The organism is Rhodopseudomonas pseudopalustris, assembly GCF_900110435.1.
Classification (GTDB): domain Bacteria; phylum Pseudomonadota; class Alphaproteobacteria; order Rhizobiales; family Xanthobacteraceae; genus Rhodopseudomonas; species Rhodopseudomonas pseudopalustris.
On record NZ_FODT01000011.1, the window covers coordinates 1 to 24,100 of the forward strand.

Below are 24,100 nucleotides of genomic sequence, written 5' to 3' on the forward strand. Positions count from 1 at the left end.
ACCAAACGCTCCTTCACACCCAAGGCTGCCTCCTCAAAAGCAGCCTTGAATCTGATTTGCTCCTAAAAGGGAATCCTTAGAGTCCACACCACCTAGAGCTTTTCGGGTTCTGATAGAATCAGAACCCGAGCTCTAACTTTTTGTTCTGACGCGTTTTCTTCACGCGAACCGGTGCCCACTTCGCTCGAAAACGCTATAACTTGATGTTCTGACGCGTTTTCTTGACGGTACCGGTATCCACTTCGCTTGAGAACGCTCGAGCGGGCGTCGATTCGCCGGGTGTATCGAGGCAGCCGGCACGTCGCCACCCTTCGAGGCGTGCAAGGGCGCGCACCACAGGATGACGCCCATCATGGGCGCTATTCGCTCACCCCCGCGGCGCGGCGGGGCGGAACTCCTTGGTCTGCGGATCGAGGACGAACAGCTCGCCCGCGGCGACGCCGAAATAAGCGCCGTGCAGCTGCAGCCTGCCGCGTTCCACCAGGATCTTGATGCAGGGGAAGGTCATCAGGTTTTCGATGCTGCGGAATACCGCGGCCTTTTCGATCCGGGTGCGGAAGTCCTGGACGCTTTCGTGGTCGCGCTGCTCGACCACCTCGCCGGGCTTGATGAACATCGACATCCAGCGGCCGATGAAGTCGCTGTCGGTCAGCGGCGGGGTCTTGTCGGTGAAGGCCTTGATGCCGCCGCACTGGGCGTGGCCGAGCACCACGATGTGCTTGACCTTCAGCACCTGTACGGCGAATTCCAGCGCCGCCGAGACGCCGTGGGCACCGCCGTCCGGCTCGTAGACTGGCACCAGATTGGCGACGTTGCGAACCACGAACAACTCGCCGGGGCCGGCGTCGAAGATCACTTCCGGCGAAACCCGGCTGTCGCAGCAGCCGATCAGCATCACCTCCGGCGATTGACCGCGCTCCGAGAGATCGCGGTAACGGGACTGTTCGGTCGGCAGCCGCTGCGTCCGGAACGCCTGGTAGCCCTCGATCAATGTTTTCGGAAACGATGTCATCGGCGCTGAGCCTCCAAAGTGGGCGGGTGCAAAGTGAGCTTGTGCCGACGCGTCTTCGCGAGCGGAACGGTCTGCGATCAGGAGACGCGCGCGCCTGATCCCGCCCGCATAATCACAGGACGCCGCCGCGAACAAGTCTTCCGGCCTGCCGGCCGAAATGATATCGCCATCGTTTTCCGGGTACCGAAGGGGACAAGCCGATGATCCGACCGCGCCGCAGCCTGTTGTTCATGCCGGGGTCGAACGCGCGGGCGCTGGAGAAGGCCCGGCTGCTGCCCGTCGACGGGCTGATTCTCGACCTCGAGGACTCGGTGGCGCCGGAGGCCAAGGCGCAGGCGCGCGATCAGATCGGGCAGGCCGTCGCGGCCAAGGGTTACGGCCGCCGCGAGGTGCTGGTGCGGATCAACGCGCTGGATTCGCCGTGGTGGCTCGACGACATCGCGATGGCCGCCAAGGTCAAGCCGGACGGCATTCTGGTGCCCAAGGTGTCGAGCGTGCAGGACCTCTCGGCGATCGCCGATCGGCTCAGCGATCTCAACGCCGACATGTCGATCCGGGTCTGGATCATGATCGAGACATCGCGCGGCGTGCTTCACGCCGAGGAGCTGGCGGCGCAGGTCCACGATTCCGAGACGCGGTTGGCCGGCTTCGTGTTCGGTCCGAACGACATTTCGCGCGAAACAGGCATCCGAATGCTGCCCGGCCGCACCGCGATGATCCCGATGATCACGCACTGCATCCTCGCCGCGCGCGTGCACGGCCTGACCGTGCTCGACGGCCCCTACAGCGACATCGCCAGTGTCGACGGCTTCGCCCTGGAATGCGCCCAGGCGCGTGATCTCGGCTTCGACGGCAAGACGCTGATTCATCCCGGGCAGATCGAAGCCTGCAACGCAGCCTTCACCCCGCCGCCCGAGGACGTGGCTCAGGCGCGCAAGATCATCGCCGCGTTCGAGCGCCCGGAAAACGCCGGTCGCGGCGCGATCCAGCTCGACGGCCGGATGGTCGAGCGGCTGCACGCCGAGATCGCGAAGAAGACCATCGCGATCGCCGATGCGGTCGAAACGATGGGGCGTTGATCGCGTCGTCCCGGCAGCTTTTCCAGCGTTTTCGAGCGAAGCGGATACCGGTTCGCGTCAAGACAACGCGTTATAACAAAAAGTTAGAGCTTCGGTTCTGATTCAATCAGAACCGAAGCTCTAACCGGGACGCCGCTTCGCTCGACGACGCGCTGACGAACCTGGCTGCGGTCAGGCGGCCCGCACCGAGGAGAGGAAGTTACCGACCTCGACCCGGAGGCGGTTGCTCTCTTTGGACAGCGATTGCGCCGACGACAGCACCTGCGCGGAGGCCGCGCCGGTTTCCTGCGCGCCGCCTTTGACGTTGGCGATATCCGAGCTGACCAGTGACGTGCCGTGGGCCGCCTGCTGGATGTTGGCGGAGATTTCCTTCGTTGCCGCGCCTTGCTCTTCCACCGCCGAGGCGATCGTGGAGGAAATCTCGGACATCTGGCCGATGATGTTGCCGATCTGCTTGATCGCCACCACCGATTCCTCGGTCGCCGCCTGGATGCCGGCGACCTGCTGGCCGATCTCGCCCGTGGCCTTCGCGGTCTGTTCGGCCAGCGCCTTCACTTCCGAAGCCACGACCGCAAACCCGCGGCCGGCCTCGCCGGCGCGTGCCGCCTCGATCGTCGCATTCAGCGCCAGCAGATTGGTCTGGCCGGCGATGGTGTTGATCAGTTCGACGACGTCGCCGATACGCGCTGCCGCACTCGACAGCTCGCCGACCCGGCTGTTGGTCTTCTGAGCCTGATCCACCGCCTCGTTGGCGACGCGGGCGGAGCTTTGCACCTGACGGCTGATCTCGGCGACCGAAGCGGTCAGTTCCTCGCTGGCGGAGGCGACCGATTGCACGCCTGAGGAGGCTTCCGCGGACGCCGCCGCGACGCCGGTCGCCAGATCGATCGAACGCTCCGCGGTCGACGACAGCGAGCGCGCGGACGCCTCGAGTTCGGTCGCGGCCGACGACACGACCTCGATGATCTCACCGACCGCCCCTTCGAAACTGTCGGCGAGACGGGCCATGTCCGCCTTGCGCTGCTCGGCGGCGAGCCGGTCGAGCCTGTTCTTGGCCTCGGCCTCGTCGCGCGCTTTCTGCTCGGCATTCGCTTTGATCGCCGAAACCGCCCGCGCCATGCCGCCGATCTCGTCGCCGCGGCCGGCTCCCGGGATCGCGACGTCGAGATTGCCGCCGGCCATCTCCTCGAGCGCGGATGTCAGGCGAACGACCGGACGCACCAGGCCGATTGCGATTCCCAGAACACCCAGAACGATCAGCGTCACCACCAGGCCGGAAACCACCCAGGTCACCATCGAATAGGAGTCGACCTGCGTTGCGGCGACTTTTTCGAGCTCGGAATTCTCGTTGTTGGCCTTCTTGACGATGTCGTCGATGATGCTGCGATGAGCCTGATAGATCGTTTCGAGCTCTGCATACGCCGCTTCGGCGCGGGCCTTGTCGCCCTTGCTCAAAGCGGGGATCATGTCCTGCTCGGCGACCTTCCAGAACTTCTGGACCTCGGCGTCGGAATCGACCGTCAGTCTCTTCTTGACCGACGGATCGAGTTCGGATTTCGACGACCAATAGTCCTTGCGTTCCGAATAGCTCTTGTGAAGCTGCGCCAGTCTCGCCTGGTGGGCGGCCAGTTCCGACGGTTTGCGCAGCGCCAGCGTCGCTTCCAGATAGGCTTCGATGACGTAAGCCGGAGGCGGCAGAATATCGGCGACGAGATCGTTGGCGAGCTGGATCTGCGAATACAGCGGGCCGCCGACGCGCAATTGCTTGAGTGCGAACGTGCTGGTGGCCAGCATCGCGGCAAGGCCGATCGCGGTGATTACGCCGAAAAGCACGATCATCGCCGAAATTGTGATCCGGATTTTCATCGAGGACGGTTCCAGTGCGCTGTGAGAAGACGCGCACATAGTAGCCGGATCAAATTTATCAGGAGTTACCCGGTTGCCGCGGGTAACCACGTAGCAATACGTGGTAAGAGGTCGATCGTCATAGTTATTAGGCGCAATTTCACAACTAATCGTTGTGCGGAGTAACTGGGTCTCGTTATGATGCGCGTCATGCTATGTGGCGTGCGCTCCGGTCGACTTGCAGCTGCGGCGCGCCCAAATCTCGCGCGGCGATCGCCCCGACCGGTTTCCGCCTTTTGAAAGCGACGATCGAGCCGCGCAGCGGCCCGATCGAAATCATCAGGCCCAGGCGCGCTCGGTCTTCGCCTTGTCCTCGTAGCTGTCGATCGAGGCCTTCTTCTCGAGCGTCAGGCCGATGTCGTCGAGGCCGTTGATCAGGCAGTGCTTGCGGAACGGATCGATCTCGAACTTCACGGTGCCGCCGTCCGGACCGCGGATTTCCTGCGCCGGCAGGTCGATGGTGACGGTGGCGTTGGAGCCGCGCTCGGCGTCGTCGAACAGTTTGTCGAGGTCGGCCTGCGAGACGCGGATCGGCAGCACGCCGTTCTTGAAGCAGTTGTTGTAGAAGATGTCGCCGAACGAGGTCGAGATCACGCAGCGGATGCCGAAATCGAGCAATGCCCAGGGTGCGTGCTCGCGGCTCGAACCGCAGCCGAAATTGTCGCCGGCGACCAGAATCTTGGCGTTGCGATAGGCCGGCTTGTTGAGGATGAAGTCCGGATTCTCGCTGCCGTCGTCGTTGTAGCGCTGCTCCGAGAACAGGCCCTTGCCCAGTCCGGTGCGCTTGATTGTCTTCAGGTACTGTTTCGGGATGATCATGTCGGTGTCGACATTGATGATCTTCAGCGGCGCGGCAACGCCTTCCAGCGTGGTGAACTTGTCCATCGTCAGGTCTCCCGGGGTCTGGCCAAGGTCATAACGCCCCCGAACAGGGGGTCAAGCGCCGAAACCGCGGACGGTGATGCGCCGGCCGGCTCAATCGGCAACTTGCGACTCGATCTCTTCCATATCGTCGTCGGACAGGCCGAAATGGTGGCCGATCTCATGAATCAGGACGTGGCTGACGATGTGGCCGAGCGTCTCGTCGTGATCGGCCCAATAGTCGAGGATCGGCCGGCGATACAGCCAGATCATGTTCGGCAGCGGAGCGATGTCCTGGTTCGACCGCTGCGGCAGGCCGATGCCCTGGAACAGGCCGAGCAGGTCGAACTCGGTCTCGGCCTGCAGCTCGTCGAGCACTTCGTCGGTGGGAAAATCGTCGACGCGGATGATCACGCCCTCGCACAGGGCGCGAAAATCGTCCGGCAGCTTGCCGAACATCTCGTGCGCCATCTCCTCGAATTCGGCGAGCGAGGGCGCCTTGGCGGTTGTCCACATCGGAGCGTTGTAGGGGATGACGAGGGGTTCGGCAAAGGCGGCATGTTGCTGCGGTTGACGGCGGCGTTCTGATCGGGGACGGTGCCGCCGAGGATTTGGGGACGGGACGGTTGCGATGATCCGACGGATGACACTGGCGGCGACAGGGCTGGGGCTCGCCGCTTCGCTGCTGCTGCAGGCTGCGGAACCGGCACGGGCGCAGACCCCCAAACCGGCGCGGCCGTCCGTCTCGTCGGCGCCCGCCGATCTCTCATCGACCGATCTCTCGTCGCAGCAGCGCCGCCCGCCACGGCGATTGCGGATCTATCCGCGCAACGCGCCGGACGGCGTCTATCCGCGCTTCAACCCGGGGCCGAACGCGGTCCGCGAATGCACCGCGACCTATGTCCAGGAGTATCGCCCGAGCGGAACCGTGATCACGCCGCGGATGAGTTGCTTCTGGCGCCGCGGCTGAGCGCACTCAGCGCTGCCGCGCGCCGACCAGGCCGGCGCCGATCGCCCGCCGCCATCGACCCATAGACCACAAGCCATCGCCGTCTGAACCGTCGTGCTGGCCTCGCCCGGCACGTGCCCGGCCACGGCGACGCCGATGCGGCGCTCGCCGGCAGCGCCATGATGCCGCAGATCGCGACCCCGGCCAGTCGTCGCCAGCGTGAGCGAGCCACCCTCGTCGTCTCCTCGCTTGCTGTCGTCACTTGCTGAGTTATCGAATGAATGCCGTCGCAAGACGCGCAGTTGGTCGATTTATTTCTCTTTGCATTCGGCAAATATCACCGATGCGGGAACCACTGCGGCGCGATGCGCATTGGGTCGCACGCGGGGACGCATTCACTTCGCATTCACGTCGCGCGCTCCAGCATGATCACAAGCAGCGCCAGTCGCTCTGCGGTCCGGCAACACGCCGGAGCGCATCATTCTGGTCGCAGCGAATCTCCAACCTAAGGAAACTCGTCCATGAACATTCTGAAACTCACCGGTCTCGCCGCTGTCGCGGGATTGCTGCTGATCGCCGCGCCGGGCGATCGCGCGCAGGCCGCGCCGATGGCGGCCGCCGGGCTCGCCACGAGTGTCCAGCGGGACGTGATCTCGGACGTCAGCGAAGTGCAGTATCGCCACCATCATCACGGCTACCGGCATCATCGCCACGTCCGGCCTCATCATTACCGCGGGCATCATTACGGGCACCGCTCCCACCGGCACTACGGAGCGCCCCGTCACCACCACCACCATCGCCACTGGCGCTGATCGCAGCGATGTTCAGCAAACAGGCCCGGTTTCCGGGCCTGTTTTTATTCCGGCTGTTGTTGTTGGGGCTGTTGCGTCACCGCGCGCAGCGCTAACATCGTCTGCGTCAGATGCGCGCCGGGAAGGACGATGCGATGCGAACATGGATCGGAGCAGCGATCATTGCAGCCGCGCTCGGCGTGATGTCGCCGGTCGCAGCGCAGGTCCCCATGCCGGCGGCAGCAAGCGCGACCCGCGCCGGCGAGTCGATGCCGACCGAGTTCAGCTCGCGCCATCGCGCCCGCCATGCGCATCGTGAGTTGCGGCGATCCGCGCACCGTCATCATGCAAGGGGTCCGCGTCCCGGCTACTACGCGCCGCGCTATTATGCGCGGCCACATGATTATCGTCCGTACGGCATGGCGCCATTCTTCCCGTTCGGCTTCGGCGGTTACGGCTTCCAGCCCTCCTGGTAAGCGCTCGCCCGGCTGCGATGCGCGGCTGCGGTGCGCTCGCTCATTCATGGCGCGTTCACCTCGCGGCCCCTAGCTTTGATGTGGGAGCGACAGGGAGTCCAACTCGTCAACGCGCCGCGTGACGGCGCCGGGGAGCCGCCGATGGCCGCATACGCGATGGCAATCACACCACGTCGATCTCATCCTCCCGCTCTGGCAAGCCGGGTCGGCTTGTTCGCCGTCGCGGCGGTCGCGGCACTGGCGATGTCGATCGCGACTGCGCCGCGTGCGCAGGCGCTGTCGCCGGCGAGCGCGGGCGCAGCGACTGCCAACAAGGCGGCTGCCAACGACACGGCGACCGAGCGCCTGATCCAGGTGCGCGCTGGCCACATCGGCGGCGGCGGTGGCGGTTTCCGCGGCGGCGGGTTTCATCATGGCGGAGGATTTCGCGGCGGCGGTTTCCGCCCTGCGTTTCACGGTGGCGGATATCATGGCGTCGGCCATATCGGTCGCGGGCCGATGTTCCAACATCGTCAATTCTACGGCGGCCCGCGCTTCGTCGGCCACCGTCACTTCGGCCACCGTCACTTCGGCCATCGACACTTCGGCCATCGATACCCCGGCTTCCGGCCGTACTACGGCGGCGCGCGCTACTACGGCTATTACAGGCCGCGCTACTATGCGCCGGTCTATTACGGGCCACGTCGGGTCTGCCGCGTGATCTACACCTATTACGGGCCGCGCCGCGTCTGCCAGTTCCGGCCGTGGCGGCATCATCTGCACCGCCATCATTGGCGGCACCATCATCGCCATCACCGCGCCTGGCGGGTGTACTGGTAACTCATCGTGATCGTTGAAAAGCAAACAGGCGCCCATCGGGCGCCTGTCGTGTTTTGGCTAATTCGTTATCTCGCCGTTCGGCAATGCCGCGAAGGCGCTCAGCGCCACTCGCGGATGTCGACGAAATGGCCGGCGATCGCGGCTGCGGCGGCCATCGCGGGCGACACCAGATGGGTGCGGCCCTTGAAGCCCTGACGGCCTTCGAAATTGCGATTCGACGTCGAGGCGCAGCGCTCTTCCGGCGCGAGCTTGTCGGGATTCATCGCGAGGCACATCGAGCAGCCCGGCTCGCGCCATTCGAAGCCGGCCTTGATGAAGATCTTGTCGAGGCCTTCGGCCTCGGCCTGCTCCTTCACCAGACCCGAGCCCGGCACGATCATCGCGCTGACATTGCCGTTGACGGTCTTGCCCTCGGCGACCTTGGCGGCAGCGCGCAGATCCTCGATCCGCCCGTTGGTGCAGGAGCCGATGAACATTCGATCGATCTTGATGTCGGTGATCCTGGTCCCCGGGGTCAGGCCCATATAGGCCAGCGCGCGTTCCTTCGAGAGCCGCTTGGCTTCGTCGGCGATGTCGGCCGGGTTCGGCACGCGGCCGGTGATCGAGATCACGTCTTCCGGCGAGGTGCCCCAGGTGACGATCGGCGGCAGCGCCGCGGCGTCGAGGCGCAGCTCGTGGTCGAAATGCGCGCCGTCGTCGGAGCGCAGCGTTTCCCAATAGCGCAGCGCGGCGTCCCAGGCGTCGCCCTTCGGCGCCAGCGGGCGGCCCTTCAGGAAGTCATAGGCCTTCTGGTCGGGCGCGATCAGGCCGGCGCGTGCGCCGCCTTCGATCGACATGTTGCAGACCGTCATGCGGCCTTCCATCGACAGCGCGCGGATCGCCTCGCCGGCATATTCCAGCACATAGCCGGTGCCGCCGGCGGTGCCGATCTCGCCGATGATCGCCAGGATGATGTCCTTGGCGGTGACGCCGTCGGGCAACTGCCCGTCGACGGTCACGCGCATGTTCTTGGCCTTCTTCTGGATCAGCGTCTGGGTCGCGAGCACGTGCTCCACTTCAGACGTGCCGATGCCATGCGCCAGCGCGCCGAACGCGCCATGCGTCGAGGTGTGGCTGTCGCCGCAGACGATGGTTGTGCCGGGCAGCGTGAAGCCCTGCTCCGGGCCGATGACGTGCACCACGCCCTGGCGCTTGTCGTATTCGTTGTAATAGGTGACGCCGAAATCGCGGGCGTTCTCGGCGAGCGCGGCGATCTGCTCGGCGCTCTCCGGATCGGGATTGGGCTTGGAGCGATCGGTGGTCGGCACGTTGTGATCGACCACCGCCAGCGTCTTCTCCGGCGAATGCACCTTGCGGCCGGCGGTGCGCAGCCCCTCGAACGCCTGCGGCGAGGTCACTTCGTGCACCAGATGGCGGTCGATATAGAGCAGGCAGGTGCCGTCGTCGGCCTCATGCACCAGATGGTCGTTCCAGATCTTGTCGTACAGCGTGGTGGGCTTTGCAGCGGACATGGTGTCAGTCCTTGAACCGGAATTTGAAGCGGAGTTTTGGAAGCGTGCGTCGCATCAGCGCGACAACCGCGCGAAGCGTTTGCGCTCAGGCCGCGAGCGCCGACGTCGTGAGCCGCCCGAAGAACCGCCACGGCAGGCGGCTGCGGTCGTCGAGCACGATCGGCAAGGTGGGCGGGCTATCTGGAAACATGCCACCCATATAGCACGTCATGCGCGGCCGACAATGTATCGGCTGCCGTGGCCAGGGCGCGGTTCCGTGCTGCAGCATCTACGACAGTCGTGCCCCGGACGCATCGCAACGCGGCGCGCAGCGACGTGGTGCGCTGCAGATCCGGGGCCCCGGTTTGGACGTGGCGAAAGCAACAGGGGTCCCGGGTCTGCGGAGCAGCGTTAAGAACGCTGCACCGCGCCCGGGACACAAGCAGGAACCGACACCAACGAAAAAGCGCGGGCAAAACCCGCGCTTTCGCAAAGCAATGACGTCGTGGAGAAGATTACTCGGCGGCGCCGGCGGCGACCTTGGCCGGGCGGTCCTGCTTCTTCTCGACGATACGGGCCGACTTGCCGCGCAGATTGCGCAGGTAATACAGCTTGGCGCGACGCACCTTGCCGCGGCGCACCACCTTGATCGAGTCGATCATCGGGGACAGCAGCGGGAATACGCGCTCGACGCCTTCGCCATACGAGATCTTGCGAACGGTGAAGCTCTCGTTGATGCCGCCGCCGGAGCGGCCGATGCAGACGCCTTCATAGGCCTGCACGCGCGAGCGCTCGCCTTCGACCACCTTGACGTTGACGATCACGGTGTCTCCGGGGCCGAATTCCGGAATCGTCTTGCCGGCGGACAGCTTGTCGAACTGCTCTTTTTCGAGCGTCTGAATCAGGTTCATCGAAAATTCTCCATCGGCGGCGCGCCCGACCATCCCGGCGCGGGCTGCGCGAAGATCCACTGTCCTGCCATTGCACGGATTTGCCGGTGCTATACGGCAATCCACAGGGCTTGTCACCCGTCCGTCGTGTTTTTTGGCGTTTTTCGTGATTCACCCTTCGCCGGGGCCTTTTTTGCGGTTGTCGCGGCCCAAAGATCGGGTCGGAGCGCCTGTGTCAGGGCCTCGGCCTCGGCCTGGCGCCAGGCCGCAACCTTGCCGTGATCGCCGCTGGTCAGGATCTCGGGGATCGCCCGGCCCTCGAAGAGTTGCGGTCTGGTGTATTGCGGATATTCCAGGAGCCCGGCCGAAAAGCTCTCTTCGGTCGAGGAATCGAGCTTGCCCATCACGCCGGGCAGCAGCCGGACGCAGGCATCGATCAGCGCCATCGCGGCGATTTCACCGCCCGACAGCACGTAATCGCCGATCGACACCTCTTCGAGGGCGCGCGCGTCGATCACCCGCTGGTCGATGCCCTCGAACCGGCCGCAGACGATCAGCGGGCCGGGGCCGCGGGCCAGGTCCGCGACGCGCGCCTGGGTCAATGGCCGACCGCGCGGGCTCATCACCAGCCGGGGCTGGTCCGGCGTGGGAGTGGCGGCGTCGATCGCGGCCGCCAGCACGTCGGCGCGCAGCACCATGCCGGGGCCGCCGCCGGCCGGGGTATCGTCGACGCTGCGGTGCCGGTCAGTGGCCGAGTCGCGGATATCCCGCGCCTCGAGCCCCCACAGCCCGCCCGCCAGCGCCCGCCCCGCCAGGCTGACGCCGAGCGGTCCGGGAAACATCTCCGGAAACAGGGTGAGAACAGTAGCGCGCCACATCGAAGCAGTCCGTGAGTTGCGCAGGCTCGCTGCAAACGAAGCGTCATGCGCGGGCTTGACCCGCGCATCCATCATCTTCGCAAGGCGATGGATCGCCGGGTCAAGCCCGGCGATGACGCGGGAGCTAAATGGGTAGCACCGTGCCCCGGACAAAGTGCAGCACGCCGAAGGCGTGGTGCGCTGCAGATCCGGGGCCCCGGTTTCTGACACCCGAGATAGTAACCGGGGTCCCGGATCTGCGACGCAGCACGGCGTGCTGCATCGCGTCCGGGACACGGGATTGCGTGAGGCTCACGCCTCCGGATGGTTGGGCGTATCGCCCTCGATCTCGGTCGGCAGTTCGATCACGACGTGGCCGGCCGTGAGGTTGATCGTCGGCACCACCGCGTTGGTGAACGGCAGCAGCAGGGTCGCACCCTGCGGCGGCGCGATCTCGATGATGTCGCCAGCGCCGAAATTATGGATCGCGAGCACGCGGCCGAGCGGTTCGCCGGCCGGCGTGATCGCGGGGAGGCCGATCAAATCGGCATGGTAGTACTCGTCATCCTCGGTCGGCGGCAGCCGATCGCGCGGGACGTAGAGCTCGAGGCCGTTGAGGCGTTCGGCCTCGTCGCGCGTCGCGACGCCCTTCAGCGTCACGACCAGATGGTCCTTGGCCGGGCGCGCGGTGGCGATCTCGAACGACCGTGCGCCGTCCTTGGTGGCGAGCGGGCCGTAATCCATCACCGCGAGCGGCTCGGCGGTGAAGCTCCACAGCCGCATTGCACCGCGCACGCCATGCGGCGCGCCGATCCGGGCAATGCAGATCAGCCCGGCCGGCATCCGCCGCCCTGCTTACTTGCCGGCTTCGGCGGCCTTGCGCTCCTTGCGCGGCACCGCCTTTTCCGGGTTGTTGCGCGCTTCGCGCTTCTTGATACCGGCGGTGTCGAGGAAGCGGGCGACGCGGTCCGACGGCTGGGCACCCTTGGCGAGCCAGTCCTTGACCTTGTCGAGGTCGAGCTTGAGGCGGGCCTCGTTGTCCTTCGCCATCAGCGGGTTGAAGTAGCCGAGCCGCTCGATGAAGCGGCCGTCGCGCGGGAAGCGCGAGTCGGCGACGACGACATGGTAGAACGGGCGCTTCTTGGTGCCTGCGCGCGCGAGGCGGATGACGACGGACATTTAGGTCTCCTGGGTGGGTTCGTTGTGTGTTGCTGATCAGCTCGTCATTCCGGGGCGCGCGTGAAACGCGCGAACCCGGAATCCCGAGGTGTTCTGTGCGAGAGATTCCGGGCTCGCCGCTGCGCGGCGCCCCGGAATGACCGAGAGGGCGAGCAAGGCGCTCATTTCTTCTTGCCGAAGCCGGGGAACGAGCCGAGGCCGGGCAGCGTCGGCTTGCCGCTGAGGCCGGTCAGGCCGGGCAGCTTCGGCAGGCCGGTGCGCAGGCTGGCGGGCAGATCCTTCGGCAGCTCGGGCAGGCCGCCGGGCAGCTCGCCGCCCTGCTGCGCCTTTTCCTGCATCGCCTTGATCTGCTCGGCCGTCGGCAAGCCGCCGCCGAAGCCCATCGCCTGCGCCAGGCCGGCCATCGGGCCGCCCTTGCCGCGGCCCACGGCCTTCATCATGTCGGCCATATTCCGGTGCATTTTCAAAAGCTTGTTGACGTCCTCGACCTTGATGCCAGCGCCGGCGGCGATCCGCTTCTTGCGGCTGGCCTTGAGGATGTCGGGGTTCTTGCGCTCCTCGCGGGTCATCGAATCGATGATTGCGACCTGGCGCTTGAGGACCTTGTCGTCGACGCCGGCGGCGGCGATCTGGTTCTTCATCTTGGAGATGCCGGGCATCATCCCCATCAGGCCGCCGATGCCGCCCATCTTGGTCATCTGCTCGAGCTGTTCGCGCATGTCGGCGAGATCGAACTTGCCCTTGCGCATCTTCTCGACGGCGGCGGCGGCCTTCTCGGCGTCGAGCGTCGAGGCGGCCTTCTCGACCAGCGAGACGACGTCGCCCATGCCGAGGATGCGGCCGGCGATCCGGCTCGGGTGGAAATCTTCCAGCGCATCGGTCTTTTCGCCGGTGCCCATCAGCTTGATCGGCTTGCCGGTGACCGCGCGCATCGACAGCGCCGCGCCGCCGCGGCCGTCGCCGTCGATCCGCGTCAGCACGATGCCGGTGAGACCGACGCGCTCGTCGAAGGCGCGCGCGAGGTTGACCGCGTCCTGGCCGGTGAGGCTGTCGGCGACCAGCAGCACTTCGTGCGGATTGGCGGCGGCTTTGATCTCGGCCGCCTCGGACATCATGTCTTCGTCGAGCGTGGTGCGGCCGGCGGTGTCGAGCAGCACGACGTCGTAGCCGCCGAGCCTGCCGGCTTCCATCGCGCGCCGCGCAATGTCCTGCGGCTTCTGGCCGACGACGATCGGCAGCGTGTCGATCTCGAGATCGCGGCCGAGCACCGCGAGCTGCTCCATCGCCGCCGGGCGATAGACGTCGAGCGAGGCCATCAGCACCTTGCGCTTGTCGCGCTGGGTCATCCGGCGCGCCAGCTTGGCGGTGGTGGTGGTCTTGCCCGAGCCCTGCAGACCGACCATCATGATCGGCACCGGGGCGACGGCATTGAGGTCGATCGCCTGGCTGTCGGAGCCGAGCATGGCGATCAGCTCGTCATTGACGATCTTGACCACCATCTGGCCGGGCTTGACCGACTTGACGACGGTGGCGCCGACGGCCTGTTCGCGAACCTTCTCGGTGAACGAGCGAACCACTTCCAGCGCGACGTCGGCCTCGAGCAGCGCGCGGCGGATCTCGCGCATCGCCGCATCGACGTCGGCCTCGCTGAGCGAGCCGCGCCCGGTCAGACGATCGAGAATGCCACCAAGCTTTTCCGACAGATTGTCGAACATCGATCCCAACCCAACCACGGCCTCTCAGGGAAAGGCCTTTGATCCAAAACGGCCTTTCGGGGAAAGGCCTGTGACCCAGCAACGGCCCTTCAGGGAAAGGCCTATGGCACAAAACACGTTCGCGCCCGAGGGCGCATCGCGCTGTCGGGCGTTGACCTCCGGCCTCCAGGGCCGGTCGGCGGATCGAAAAGAGAACTTTTCGAGATTTCGCGGGGATCAATACGCGTTCGGACCTCCGAATGCAAGGTGCGACCGATCTGGCGGGTCGGAGGCCGAAGGCGAATTGCAGTCGGCGTCCTCGGAAGCTCTAAACAACTGGTCAAATTGACCGGACTGTCCTCATTCTGGGTTTTCCGCATGACCTTCTACAAAGGCCCGATCACCGATCATTTCGACGGCGAGCGCTTCTTCGATCGCGACGGGATGCCGCCGAAGAGCTGGGCGGACCTGCTGCGCTGGCGCTTCGGCCACAAGCCGGCGCCATGGCCGGACTGGGCGCCGAGTCCCTATGCCGATACGCCGCCGCCGCGCGTCACCGGCGACAAGGCCCGGCTATCCTATGTCGGCCATGCGAGCTGGCTGATCCAGACCGGCGGGCTCAACATCCTGATCGATCCGGTGTGGTCGCAGCGCGTCTCGCCGGTGAGTTTCGCCGGACCGAAGCGGCACAACGATCCAGGCATCGCCTTCGACGCGCTGCCGCAGATCGACGTCGTGCTGGTGTCGCACGGGCATTACGATCATCTCGATCTGGCGACGCTGTCGCGCCTCGCCGCAAAACATGCGCCGCGGGTGATCACGCCGCTCGGCAACGATCTGACGATGACCGCGCATGACGGCGCGATCCGCGCTGAGGCCTATGACTGGCGCGACCGGGTCGAGCTCGGCTCCGGCGTCGCGGTGACGCTGACGCCGACCCGGCACTGGACGGGGCGCGGCGCGTTCGATCGCAATCGCGCGCTGTGGGCGAGCTTCGTGCTCGAGACCCCCGCCGGCAAGATCTACGTCGTCTGCGATTCCGGCTATGGCGACGGCAAGCATTTCCGCGATGTACGCCACACTCATGCGCCGTTGCGGCTGGCGATCCTGCCGATCGGCGCTTACGAGCCGCGCTGGTTCATGAAGGATCAGCACATGAATCCGGCCGAGGCTGTGCAGGCGCTGGCCGATTGCGGCGCCGCGCAGGCGCTGGCGAACCATCACGGCACATTCCAGCTCACCGACGAAGCGATCGACGCGCCGGAGACGGATCTTTACGCCGCGCTCGACGCCGCCGGCGTGCCGCGCGAGCGGTTCGCCGTGCTGAAGCCGGGACAGGTGTTCGAGGTCTGAGCCCGACCGCGCCGCGCGCGAACCTACGGGGCCTTGATCGCCCAGCTCACCATCACGGTGACGCTCAGCGTTTCCTGACCCGCGGCGACCGGCGCCCCGGCATCGAAACTCGTCGCCATCTTGCGCATCGGAGCGACGCCTGGGCTGGCGTCCTCGGAAATCACCAGCGGCGCGCCGAGCGTGACTCCGGCGGCGCGCGCGTAGATCTCGGCCTTGCGCCGGGCGTCGGCGATCGCCTCGGTGCGGACGTCGTCGAGCACCTTGGACGAATTGGCGACGCGGAAGCTGATGCCGCGGATCTCATTGGCGCCGGCGACCACCAGCGTGTCGACCAGGCCGGCGACGCGGGCCATGTCGCGCGCCTGGACGGTCACGAGGTTGCTGGCGAGATAGCCCGTGATCTCGCTCGGCCCCGACCGGTTCGATGCGTATTGCGGCTGAATCGACAGGCGCGAAGTCTGGATGTCCTTGGCGTCGATCCCGGCGTTTCTCAGCTCGAGCAGCACCTTGCCCATCGCATTGTTGTTGGCCTCGGCGGCGGCGCGCGCCGTCTTCGCCATGTTGGAAACGCCGGCTTCGACCTGCGCGATGTCCGGCGGTACCGACTTCTGCGCTTCGCCGATGACAGTGATCGCCGACTGCTGCTGCCATTGCTGGGGCGACGGCACGGGTTGAGCGCGACCCGGCGCAGCGCCGAGCGTGGCGAGGATCAGGGCGGCGGCGGTGAGGGTGTGGAGCTGCATGGTCATTTCATCGGCACATAGACGTTGATTACAAGCTTGTCTTCCGCGGTGGTCAGCGGGTCGGTGATGTATTCCTCGACGAAGGTGTCCTTAGCCTCGATCTTCTTGTCGTCGAGGTGATTTGTGATCGCCTCGTAGGTGTTGTCCATATTGTCGTAGGAGCCGCGATGGACGAATTTCAGCACCTTGCCGTCCGGCGTCGGCCCCATGCTCATGGTCTTGGGCAGATTCTTCGGCGCCTCGGGCACCGGAATCTCGGCCTGGAAGGTGAAGCCGTTATCGTCGGTCGAGGTGTAGACGATCATCGGATTGCCGTTCGGCTTGATGCCCTGCTTCTCGAGCAGGCCGGTCACTGATTTAATGGCCTCGATCAGGCTTTCGAACGCGTTGTCCCAACTGGCCTTGCCCTTCAGGACCACCGCCGTCTTCGGTGCGAGCGTGATCTCCTCGCCGAACGGATCGGCGGTCTGCACCTTGGCGGCCGGCGGCACGGCCGGCGTCTGGGCCGCGGGCGGAGGCGTCGCAGGCGTCTCGGCCGCAGCGGGCGGGGTCGAGGGCGCTGGTGTCGCCGGAGCAGCGGTCGATGGAGCAGGCGTGGACGGAGCAGCCGCCGATGGAGCAGGCGTGGACGGAGACGGCGTCGTCGCGGCGGGTGGCGGCGTGGTCGTCTCGGCCGGCTTTGTTTCGGTGGACTTGGTTTCGGCCGGCTTGGTTTCGGTTTGCGCCGGCGCGCCGGCTGCGCCCAGCGTCAGCGCGGCGGCAGACAGCAGCCCGAGCAGAGCGGGATGAAAAAAGCGGTGGCGGTTCATTCCAAATGTCTCCCTGGCCACAGGCGGATGGCCGCATCGGGTCACCGCGATCCTGTGCGCCGGCGGATCGGCGGTCCCGGCCCGACCTTAACACCCGGCGGCCGCTGCCGTCCCTTGCGATCGGCATGTGGCTTGACTGTGGCGGCGGCTGGTCGCAGTCGAATCGGAGAGGTTTTGCCGGGCTGGCCAAAGCCAGCGGCCTTCGCCATATAGGCCGCACAAGGACGTGGATCATGAGCGCGCTGGACAATCGCCTCTTCGCCAAGATGAACGGCATCGGCAACGAGATCGTCGTGGTCGATCTGCGCGATCAGCCGGCGCCGGTCACGCCGGACGATGCGCGCGCGGTGGCGGCGCATCTGCCCTATGATCAGCTGATGCTGTTGCAGCCGGCGCGGCTGCCGGGCACCGAGGCGTTCGTTCGGATCTACAACAATGACGGTTCCGAGGCCGGCGCCTGCGGCAACGGCATGCGCTGCGTCGCCCGGCAGATGTTCGCACGGACCGACAAGCAGGGACTGACTTTCGAGACCCGCGCCGGTCTGCTGAATTGCTGGCGGGGACCGGCCGACGGGCTCTACACCGTCGACATGGGCGAGCCGAAGTTCGGCTGGAAGGACATTCCGCTCGCCGAGGAATTTCGCGACACGCGATCGATCGAGCTGCAAATCGGGCCGATCGACGCGCCGCTGCTGCACACCCCCTCGGTCGTCAGCATGGGCAATCCGCACGCGATCTTCTGGGTCGACGACATCGAGGCCCACGATCTCGGCCGGTTCGGGCCGCTGCTGGAAAACCATCCGATCTTTCCGGAGCGCGCCAACATCACGCTCGCCCATATCGTCGATCGCGATCACATCACGATGCGGACCTGGGAGCGCGGCGCGGGACTGACCCGGGCCTGCGGCTCGGCCGCCTGCGCCACTGCGGTGGCGGCGGCGCGGCTCAAGCGGGCCGATCGCGTCGTCGAAATGACGCTGCCGGGCGGCCAACTCAGCATCGCGTGGCGCGAGAGCGACAATCACGTGCTGATGACCGGCGGCGCGACCTTCGAGTTCGAGGGCCGGTTCGATCCGGCGCTGTTCGCCCGTTCACGCGACAAGACCTCGGCCTGATGGCGGTCGAGATCGTCACCTTCGGTTGTCGCCTCAACGCGTTCGAATCCGAAGTGATCCGCCGCGAGGCCGAAGGTGCGGGTCTTCACGACGCCATCGTCATCAACAGCTGCGCGGTCACCAACGAGGCGGTGGCGCAGGCGCGGCAGCAAATCCGCAAGCTGAAGCGCGAGCGGCCGGGCGCCCGCATCGTCGTGACCGGCTGTGCGGCGCAGACCGAGCCGGCCACCTTCGCAGGCATGGACGAAGTCGATCGCGTCATCGGCAATGACGACAAGATGCGCTCCGAGGCCTGGCGCGCCGCGCGCATCGCATTCGACGCCGACACTGCTTTCGGCCTCGGCGCCGAACAGAAGATCGCGGTCGCCGACATCATGGCGGTGCGCGAGATGGCGCCGCATCTCGTCGACGGTTATCAGAGCGGATTGCCGCGGGTGTTCGTGCAGGTCCAGAACGGCTGCGACCACCGTTGCACGTTCTGCATCATCCCGTTCGGCCGCGGCAATTCGCGTTCGGTGCCGATCGGCGCGGTGGTCGATCAGGTCCGCGCATTGACCGAGCGCGGCCATGCCGAGATCGTGCTGACCGGCGTCGATCTCACCAGCTACGGCGCCGACCTGCCCGGAACGCCGAAGCTCGGCGCGTTAGTCAAGAAAGTGTTGCGCCACGTCCCGGAGCTGCAGCGGCTGCGGATTTCCTCGATCGATTCGATCGAGGCCGATCGCGATCTGCTCGACGCGCTCGCCGGCGAACAACGGCTGATGCCGCATCTGCATCTGTCGCTGCAGGCCGGCGACGATCTGATCCTGAAGCGGATGAAGCGGCGGCATTTACGCGCCGATGCGATCGCGTTCTGCGACGAGGTGCGGCGGCTGCGCCCGGACATTGCGCTCGGCGCCGATCTGATCGCAGGTTTCCCGACCGAGTCCGAAGAGATGTTTCAGCGCTCGCTCGATCTGGTCGACGACTGCGGCCTGAGCTTCCTGCACGTGTTTCCGTATTCGAAACGCCCCGGCACGCCGGCGGCGCGGATGCCGCAGCTCGATGGCCGCATCATCCGCGAACGCGCCGCGCGGCTGCGCGCCGCAGGCGAAGCGGCTTTGCAACGGCGCCTGCAGGCGGAAATCGGGCAAACCCGCGCCGTGCTGATCGAAAGCGCGACCCAAGGGCGCACGGAGCATTTCATTCCGGTGGCGATGTCAGGCGCGACCCCGGGGACGGTGCAGAGCCTGACGATCGCCGGGCACGACGGCGCGCGGCTGACGACTACGCGCCGCTCCAGCCACACGCCGCAAGCCGCGGGTGCAGATGCGGCGGCGGCGGCGCGGTGACGATCACCGGCGGCTTGTTGCGCGACAACGGGATGACGATCTCGCGCGCGTGCAGATGCAGCTTCGGTTCGCCGAAGCGCGGGCCGTTGCCATAGATGTTGTCGCCGACGATCGGCCAGCCCATCGCCGCACAATGCACCCGCAATTGATGGGTGCGGCCGGTGATGGGTTCGAGGGCGAGCCAGGTGAGGCGCTTTCCACGCGCACCGCCTGCTCCCTCTCCCGCTTGCGGGGGAGGGTTGGGGTGGGGGGCCCCCGAAGCGAAGCTCCCGTTGTCGATCCCCATCCCCGACCCCTCCCCGCAAGGGGGAGGGGAGTCGCTTGCCACAGGCTCACTGCTGATCGCAGCAGGCGCGGGCGCAACAGGATGGGACCGCCCCAGCACCGTCCACTTGGTCAGCGACGGCAGGCCCTCGGGATCGACCTTCTGCCACCAGCCGCGCTCGGCGTTGAGGCGGCCGATCGGCAGGTCGATGGTGCCATGGTCCTGCTCCGGACCGCCCTCGACGATCGCCCAGTAGGTTTTTGAAATCTTGCTGTGTTTGAACAGCAGCCCGAGCGTTGCGGTGGCCTTGCGGTGGCGGCCGAGCACCAGGCAGCCGGAGGTGTCGCGGTCGAGCCGATGCGCCAGCACCGGCGGGCGCGGCAGGCCGAACCGCAGGAATTCGAACGAGGTTTCGAGATTCGGCCCGCCCTTCGGGCCGCGATGCACCGGCAGGCCGGCCGGCTTGTCGATCACCAGCATCAGCCCGTCGCGATGCAGCACCCGCGCCTGAATGTCCTCGGGCGACAGTTCCGGCACGTCGAATTGATCTGGGTGGCTTTCGTTCATGGCCCGAAACGGCTAACACAGCGCCCAGATGAGTGACACTCCGGAAACACAGAAACCGAGCTGGTGGCGGCGGCTGTCCAGCGGGCTGAAGCGCACGTCGAGTTCAATCGGCACGGCGCTCTCCGAATTCATTTCCAAGCGCAAACTCGACCGGGCGATGCTCGATGAGATCGAGGACGTGCTGCTGCGCGCCGACCTCGGCACCGAGGTGGCGTCGCGGATTTCGGATGCGGTCGGCGAGGGCCGCTACGACAAGATGATTTCGGCGAGCGATGTGAAGGAGATCGTCGCCTCCGAAGTCGAGAAGGTGCTGGCGCCGGTGGCGAAGCCGCTGGTGATCGACGACGCCAAGAAACCGTTCGTGGTTCTCGTCGTCGGCGTCAACGGTTCGGGCAAGACCACCACGATCGGCAAGCTGTCGGCCCGCTTCGCGGCGGAAGGCCGCAAGGTGATGATGGCCGCCGGCGACACGTTCCGCGCCGCGGCGATCGAGCAGTTGAAGGTGTGGGGCGAGCGCACCGGCACGCCGGTAATCGCCGGCGCGCAGGGCTCGGACTCCGCGAGCCTCGCCTTCAACGCGCTGACCGCGGCCAAGGAGCAGGGCCGCGACGTGCTGCTGATCGACACCGCGGGCCGGCTGCAGAACCGCAAGGAACTGATGAGCGAGCTCGAAAAGGTCGTTCGCGTCATCAAGAAAGTCGACGACACGGCGCCGCATGCGGTGCTGCTGGTGCTCGACGCCACGGTGGGACAGAATGCGCTGTCGCAGGTCGAGGCGTTCACCAGAACCGCCGGCGTCACCGGCCTGGTGATGACCAAGCTCGACGGCACCGCGCGCGGCGGCATCCTCGTGGCGATCGCGGAGAAGCACAAGCTTCCGGTGCATTTCATCGGCGTCGGCGAAGGCGTCGAGGATCTTTCGCCGTTCACCGCGCGCGATTTCGCGCAAGCGATCGCCGGCACGGAGACGCAATGACCAAGGACTCCGCCACCAACGATCTCGTGCCGAAGAACCAGCCGCATCCGCTGTTCAAGCTCGCGACCGAGCTCGGCCCGCTGCTGGTGTTCTTCTTCGTCAATGCGAAGTGGAATCTGTTCGCCGCCACCGGCGCTTTCATGGTCGCGGTGATCGCGGCGATCATCGCGTCCTACGTTGTCACCAAGCACGTGCCGATGATGGCTCTGGTGACGGCTGTCGTCGTGCTGGTGTTCGGCACGTTGACGCTGGTGCTGCACGACGAGACCTTCATCAAGATGAAGCCGACCATCGTCTACACGCTGTTCGGCGCGGTGCTCGGCGGCGGGCTGTTGTTCGGGCGTTCGTTCATCGCGATCATGTTCGATCAGGTGTTCAACCTGACGGCGGAAGGCTGGCGCAAGCTGACGCTGCGCTGGGCGCTGTTCTTCTTCGCGATGGCGGTGTTGAACGAGGCGGTGTGGCGGACGCAGACGACCGAGTTCTGGGTGTCGTTCAAGGTGTTCGGCATGGTGCCGCTGACCATGCTGTTCGCGATCCTGCAGATGCCGCTGACCAAGCGCTATCAGGTTGCGCCGGCGACGCTGGAGCAAAGCGCGACCGATGAAGGCGACGTCTCCGGGCGGTAGTTTTGAGCCGTCATCGCCGGGCTTGACCCGGCAATCCATCCTTCTTCAAGTGATGCATGCCCGGGTCAAGCCCGGGCATGACGTGTTCCTTCGTGGCGACGGAGGCGCGCCGCTCAGCCTTTCTGCTTGGCGATGATCTTGTCCTTGATGCCCTCATAGGTCTTCTCGGGCACGACCTTCTTCTGCACCAGCTCGTCCTTGCCCTTGTAGGGGCGGCCCTTGATGATCGCGGCCGAATAGGCCTTTCCGATCCCCGGCAGCACTTCGAGCTGCTCCACGGTGGCCGAGTTGATGTCGAGCAGGTCCACTTTCTCGGACTTGGCGCCGGCGGTCGGCGACGTCTTGGTCGCGGCCGGCGGCGGCGCCATCTTGTCGGTTTGGGGCGTGGTCTGGGGGGCCTGGGCCATAGCCGGGGCGTTGACGAGCAGGCCGAAGGCGAGCGCGGCGGCGAGCGGCGCAAGCGTGAGATGACGCAGCTTCAAAGTACGCAGCTTGAAAGTACGCATGGCGATGTCCCTCCACGGACGTTGTTAGTAACGACGTGAAGCTAGCCGTCTCTTCATGGCGGCGCCATGGCCGGCAAATGAACCGCCGATAAACGCTGCAAATAATTTCGTGCGGCTGCTAACTCTGCGGCGCGGCGAGCGCCTTGCCGATCTCGGCCTTGAGGAGCTTGTCGAGATTGTCCGGCGTGATCGGGCCGACCAGCTTGTAGGCGATCCTGCCGTCGCGCCCGACCACGAAGGTCTCCGGCACGCCATAGACGCCCCATTCGATCGCGGCGCGGCCATTGGGGTCGACGCCGACGGCGACGAATGGGTTACCATAGCGGCCGAGGAAGCGTCGGGCGTTGTCGGGCTTGTCCTTGTAGTTGATGCCGACGATCTGGATGCGCTTGTCGTCGGCGAGCGCGGTCAAAAGCGGCGCCTCGTCGTGACACGGTACGCACCACGACGCCCAGACATTGACGACGCTGACCTTGCCCTTGAACAGTCCCGGGTCGAGGCCGGCGACCTGGACGCCGTCCCGTGTAAGGCCTTCCAGCGACGGCAACGTCGTCTGCGGGGCCTCGCGGCCGATCAGCGCCGACGGAATCCTCGAAATATCGCGATCGCCGAGCCTGAACCAGAACAGCGCCGCCAGTCCCGCGAACACCAGCAGCGGCAGCGCGACCACAAGCGAGCGGCGCTTCGGGGAGGGGGCGTCGGGTGCGGGCGTGCTCATGACAGATCCGTTGCGCTGCGGCCGGAGCGGCGAACCGCGCCGCGCGCTTCCAGGTCGCGCAGCCGCGCCTTCTGGCGGCGATAATCGATCACCACCCAGAGGATCAGCAGCACGACCACGATCGCGGTCGCCGCATAAGAGGAGACGATGAACTCGGCGTAGCGACCGAACATCACGCCGCCTCGGCTCGGCTGGCCTGCATCATCTGCAGGGTGCGCACCCGCCGGCGCAGGATCTCGTTGCGCATCGCGGCGACGTGCAATGTGAGAAACAGCAGCGAGAAGCCGACCGCCATCACCAGCAGCGGAGACAGGAACGCCTTGTCCAGCGCCGGGCCGCTCATCCGCATCACCGAGGCGGGCTGATGCAGCGTATTCCACCAGTCGACCGAGAATTTGATGATCGGCAGATTGATCGCGCCGACCAGCGTCAGCACCGCCGCGGCGCGCGCCGCGCGGGACGGGTCCTCGACCGCGCGCCACAGCGCGATCAGGCCGAGATACATCAGGAACAGGATCAGCATCGAGGTCAGCCGGGCGTCCCATTCCCAATAGGTGCCCCACATCGGCCGGCCCCACAGCGAGCCGGTCAGCAGCGCCAGGAAGGCGAAGGCGGCGCCGATCGGGGCGGCGGTCTTGGCGGCGACGTCGGCAAGCGGATGCCGCCACACCAGCGTGCCGAGCGAGGCCAGGCTCATCACGCCCCACACGAACATCGCCAGCCAGGCGTTCGGGACGTGCACGAACATGATCTTCACGGTCGCGCCCTGCTGGTAATCGTCCGGCGCCAGCATCGCCAGCACCAGCCCGACGGTGAGCAGCAGCGCGGTCGCACCCGCCAGCCACGGCAGCAGGCGGCCCGCGAGCGACAGGAACCGGGTCGGATTGGCGAGTTCGGTCAGCGTCATGCTGTCTCTGATAATGGGAGGAGCGCGCGCAGGCAATGACGGCCGGCAGAACCTGCGGGGCCTCCGTGGGAGTTGATCGGGCGGGAAGGCGTCATGCTCAAGCAAGATGACGCATCTTCGAATGGTCATCCTGCTTTAGCTTCTTGATTGAGCATGATCTTTTCCGAAAAACGGCATCC

Annotated in this window: 27 protein-coding genes; 10 read left to right on the forward strand and 17 right to left on the reverse strand. The window is 66.0% G+C overall.

Going from position 1 to position 24,100, the window contains the following annotated elements; all coding sequences use genetic code 11:
* Positions 1-367 precede the first annotated feature (367 nt).
* On the reverse strand, positions 368-1,012 hold the full coding sequence (locus BMY71_RS18985) for a carbonic anhydrase (RefSeq protein ID WP_011500921.1): 645 nt from the start codon (positions 1,010-1,012) through the stop codon (positions 368-370).
* A gap of 200 nt (positions 1,013-1,212) precedes the next feature.
* On the opposite strand from BMY71_RS18985, the gene BMY71_RS18990 reads away from it, so the two are divergent.
* Complete coding sequence (locus tag BMY71_RS18990; RefSeq protein WP_011500922.1) at positions 1,213-2,091, forward strand: HpcH/HpaI aldolase/citrate lyase family protein; 879 nt, start codon at positions 1,213-1,215, stop codon at positions 2,089-2,091.
* Positions 2,092-2,262: 171 nt separating this feature from the next.
* Here BMY71_RS18990 and BMY71_RS18995 read toward each other — a convergent pair whose 3' ends face one another.
* The 3 genes from BMY71_RS18995 to BMY71_RS19005 form a co-directional block, all read right to left on the reverse strand.
* The gene (locus BMY71_RS18995; protein WP_092685778.1) at positions 2,263-3,957 is read right to left on the reverse strand and encodes a methyl-accepting chemotaxis protein; all 1,695 of its coding nucleotides are present in this window, start codon (positions 3,955-3,957) and stop codon (positions 2,263-2,265) included.
* Between the two features lie 318 nt (positions 3,958-4,275).
* Positions 4,276-4,881 (reverse strand): 3-isopropylmalate dehydratase small subunit, encoded by a 606-nt coding sequence (gene leuD, locus BMY71_RS19000; protein ID WP_011500924.1) that lies wholly within the window; start codon positions 4,879-4,881, stop codon positions 4,276-4,278.
* A 90-nt stretch (positions 4,882-4,971) separates the two neighbouring features.
* Entirely contained in the window at positions 4,972-5,373 is a 402-nt protein-coding gene (locus BMY71_RS19005; protein WP_011500925.1) for a metallopeptidase family protein, read from the reverse strand.
* Between the two features lie 115 nt (positions 5,374-5,488).
* On the opposite strand from BMY71_RS19005, the gene BMY71_RS19010 reads away from it, so the two are divergent.
* The 4 genes from BMY71_RS19010 (at position 5,489) to BMY71_RS19025 (ending at position 7,892) form a co-directional block, all read left to right on the forward strand.
* Positions 5,489-5,827 carry a hypothetical protein gene (locus BMY71_RS19010; RefSeq protein ID WP_092685779.1) on the forward strand — a complete coding sequence of 113 codons (339 nt, stop codon included), beginning with the start codon at positions 5,489-5,491 and terminating at the stop codon, positions 5,825-5,827.
* Positions 5,828-6,327: 500 nt separating this feature from the next.
* Positions 6,328-6,618: a hypothetical protein gene (locus tag BMY71_RS19015; RefSeq protein WP_092685780.1), complete on the forward strand. Its 291-nt coding sequence runs from the start codon at positions 6,328-6,330 to the stop codon at positions 6,616-6,618.
* A gap of 134 nt (positions 6,619-6,752) precedes the next feature.
* Complete coding sequence (locus BMY71_RS19020; protein ID WP_092685863.1) at positions 6,753-7,073, forward strand: hypothetical protein; 321 nt, start codon at positions 6,753-6,755, stop codon at positions 7,071-7,073.
* 141 nt (positions 7,074-7,214) lie between these two features.
* Positions 7,215-7,892, forward strand: a complete 678-nt coding sequence (locus BMY71_RS19025; protein ID WP_092685864.1) for a hypothetical protein — start codon at positions 7,215-7,217, stop codon at positions 7,890-7,892.
* 98 nt (positions 7,893-7,990) lie between these two features.
* Here BMY71_RS19025 and leuC read toward each other — a convergent pair whose 3' ends face one another.
* The 6 genes from leuC to ffh form a co-directional block, all read right to left on the reverse strand.
* Positions 7,991-9,403 carry a 3-isopropylmalate dehydratase large subunit gene (gene leuC, locus BMY71_RS19030; RefSeq protein WP_092685781.1) on the reverse strand — a complete coding sequence of 471 codons (1,413 nt, stop codon included), beginning with the start codon at positions 9,401-9,403 and terminating at the stop codon, positions 7,991-7,993.
* A gap of 494 nt (positions 9,404-9,897) precedes the next feature.
* Positions 9,898-10,293, reverse strand: coding sequence for a 50S ribosomal protein L19 (gene rplS / locus BMY71_RS19035; RefSeq protein ID WP_011439250.1), 396 nt, complete (start codon positions 10,291-10,293; stop codon positions 9,898-9,900).
* Between the two features lie 113 nt (positions 10,294-10,406).
* Complete coding sequence (gene trmD / locus BMY71_RS19040; RefSeq protein WP_092685865.1) at positions 10,407-11,150, reverse strand: tRNA (guanosine(37)-N1)-methyltransferase TrmD; 744 nt, start codon at positions 11,148-11,150, stop codon at positions 10,407-10,409.
* A gap of 291 nt (positions 11,151-11,441) precedes the next feature.
* Entirely contained in the window at positions 11,442-11,972 is a 531-nt protein-coding gene (rimM, locus tag BMY71_RS19045; protein WP_092685782.1) for a ribosome maturation factor RimM, read from the reverse strand.
* Between the two features lie 12 nt (positions 11,973-11,984).
* Positions 11,985-12,308: a 30S ribosomal protein S16 gene (gene rpsP, locus BMY71_RS19050; protein WP_011500934.1), complete on the reverse strand. Its 324-nt coding sequence runs from the start codon at positions 12,306-12,308 to the stop codon at positions 11,985-11,987.
* 161 nt (positions 12,309-12,469) lie between these two features.
* On the reverse strand, positions 12,470-14,023 hold the full coding sequence (ffh, locus tag BMY71_RS19055) for a signal recognition particle protein (RefSeq protein WP_011500935.1): 1,554 nt from the start codon (positions 14,021-14,023) through the stop codon (positions 12,470-12,472).
* A gap of 357 nt (positions 14,024-14,380) precedes the next feature.
* Between ffh and BMY71_RS19060 the strand changes: the two genes are divergently transcribed.
* A complete protein-coding gene (locus tag BMY71_RS19060) occupies positions 14,381-15,355 on the forward strand; it encodes an MBL fold metallo-hydrolase (protein ID WP_175557724.1) in 975 nt (324 codons plus the stop codon).
* A 23-nt stretch (positions 15,356-15,378) separates the two neighbouring features.
* On the opposite strand, the gene BMY71_RS19065 is transcribed toward BMY71_RS19060, so the two are convergent.
* Both BMY71_RS19065 and BMY71_RS19070 read right to left on the reverse strand, forming a co-directional pair.
* Complete coding sequence (locus tag BMY71_RS19065; RefSeq protein ID WP_092685783.1) at positions 15,379-16,104, reverse strand: SIMPL domain-containing protein; 726 nt, start codon at positions 16,102-16,104, stop codon at positions 15,379-15,381.
* Positions 16,101-16,907, reverse strand: a complete 807-nt coding sequence (locus BMY71_RS19070; RefSeq protein WP_011500938.1) for a GyrI-like domain-containing protein — start codon at positions 16,905-16,907, stop codon at positions 16,101-16,103. Before BMY71_RS19070 ends, BMY71_RS19065 begins: the two co-directional genes overlap by 4 nt.
* A 233-nt stretch (positions 16,908-17,140) precedes the next feature.
* On the opposite strand from BMY71_RS19070, the gene dapF reads away from it, so the two are divergent.
* Together dapF and mtaB are read left to right on the forward strand one after the other, a co-directional pair.
* Positions 17,141-18,022: a diaminopimelate epimerase gene (gene dapF / locus BMY71_RS19075; RefSeq protein ID WP_092685784.1), complete on the forward strand. Its 882-nt coding sequence runs from the start codon at positions 17,141-17,143 to the stop codon at positions 18,020-18,022.
* Positions 18,022-19,353 (forward strand): tRNA (N(6)-L-threonylcarbamoyladenosine(37)-C(2))-methylthiotransferase MtaB, encoded by a 1,332-nt coding sequence (mtaB, locus tag BMY71_RS19080; protein WP_092685785.1) that lies wholly within the window; start codon positions 18,022-18,024, stop codon positions 19,351-19,353. The genes dapF and mtaB overlap by 1 nt, the downstream gene beginning before the upstream one ends.
* Here the strand turns inward: mtaB and BMY71_RS19085 are convergent.
* Entirely contained in the window at positions 19,289-20,185 is an 897-nt protein-coding gene (locus BMY71_RS19085) for an RluA family pseudouridine synthase (protein ID WP_092685786.1), read from the reverse strand. The genes mtaB and BMY71_RS19085 overlap by 65 nt on opposite strands.
* A 28-nt stretch (positions 20,186-20,213) precedes the next feature.
* On the opposite strand from BMY71_RS19085, the gene ftsY reads away from it, so the two are divergent.
* Entirely contained in the window at positions 20,214-21,161 is a 948-nt protein-coding gene (ftsY, locus tag BMY71_RS19090; RefSeq protein WP_011500942.1) for a signal recognition particle-docking protein FtsY, read from the forward strand.
* Complete coding sequence (locus tag BMY71_RS19095) at positions 21,158-21,790, forward strand: septation protein A (RefSeq protein WP_011500943.1); 633 nt, start codon at positions 21,158-21,160, stop codon at positions 21,788-21,790. Before ftsY ends, BMY71_RS19095 begins: the two co-directional genes overlap by 4 nt.
* Before the next feature lie 113 nt (positions 21,791-21,903).
* On the opposite strand, the gene BMY71_RS19100 is transcribed toward BMY71_RS19095, so the two are convergent.
* From BMY71_RS19100 to BMY71_RS19115, 4 genes are all read right to left on the reverse strand, one after another.
* Positions 21,904-22,296 (reverse strand): ComEA family DNA-binding protein, encoded by a 393-nt coding sequence (locus BMY71_RS19100; RefSeq protein ID WP_011500944.1) that lies wholly within the window; start codon positions 22,294-22,296, stop codon positions 21,904-21,906.
* A gap of 118 nt (positions 22,297-22,414) precedes the next feature.
* The gene (locus tag BMY71_RS19105; protein ID WP_092685787.1) at positions 22,415-23,014 is read right to left on the reverse strand and encodes a DsbE family thiol:disulfide interchange protein; all 600 of its coding nucleotides are present in this window, start codon (positions 23,012-23,014) and stop codon (positions 22,415-22,417) included.
* Positions 23,011-23,187, reverse strand: coding sequence for a heme exporter protein CcmD (gene ccmD, locus BMY71_RS19110; protein ID WP_041805101.1), 177 nt, complete (start codon positions 23,185-23,187; stop codon positions 23,011-23,013). Before ccmD ends, BMY71_RS19105 begins: the two co-directional genes overlap by 4 nt.
* A complete protein-coding gene (locus tag BMY71_RS19115; RefSeq protein ID WP_092685788.1) occupies positions 23,187-23,921 on the reverse strand; it encodes a heme ABC transporter permease in 735 nt (244 codons plus the stop codon). The genes ccmD and BMY71_RS19115 overlap by 1 nt, the downstream gene beginning before the upstream one ends.
* Positions 23,922-24,100: the final 179 nt, after the last annotated feature.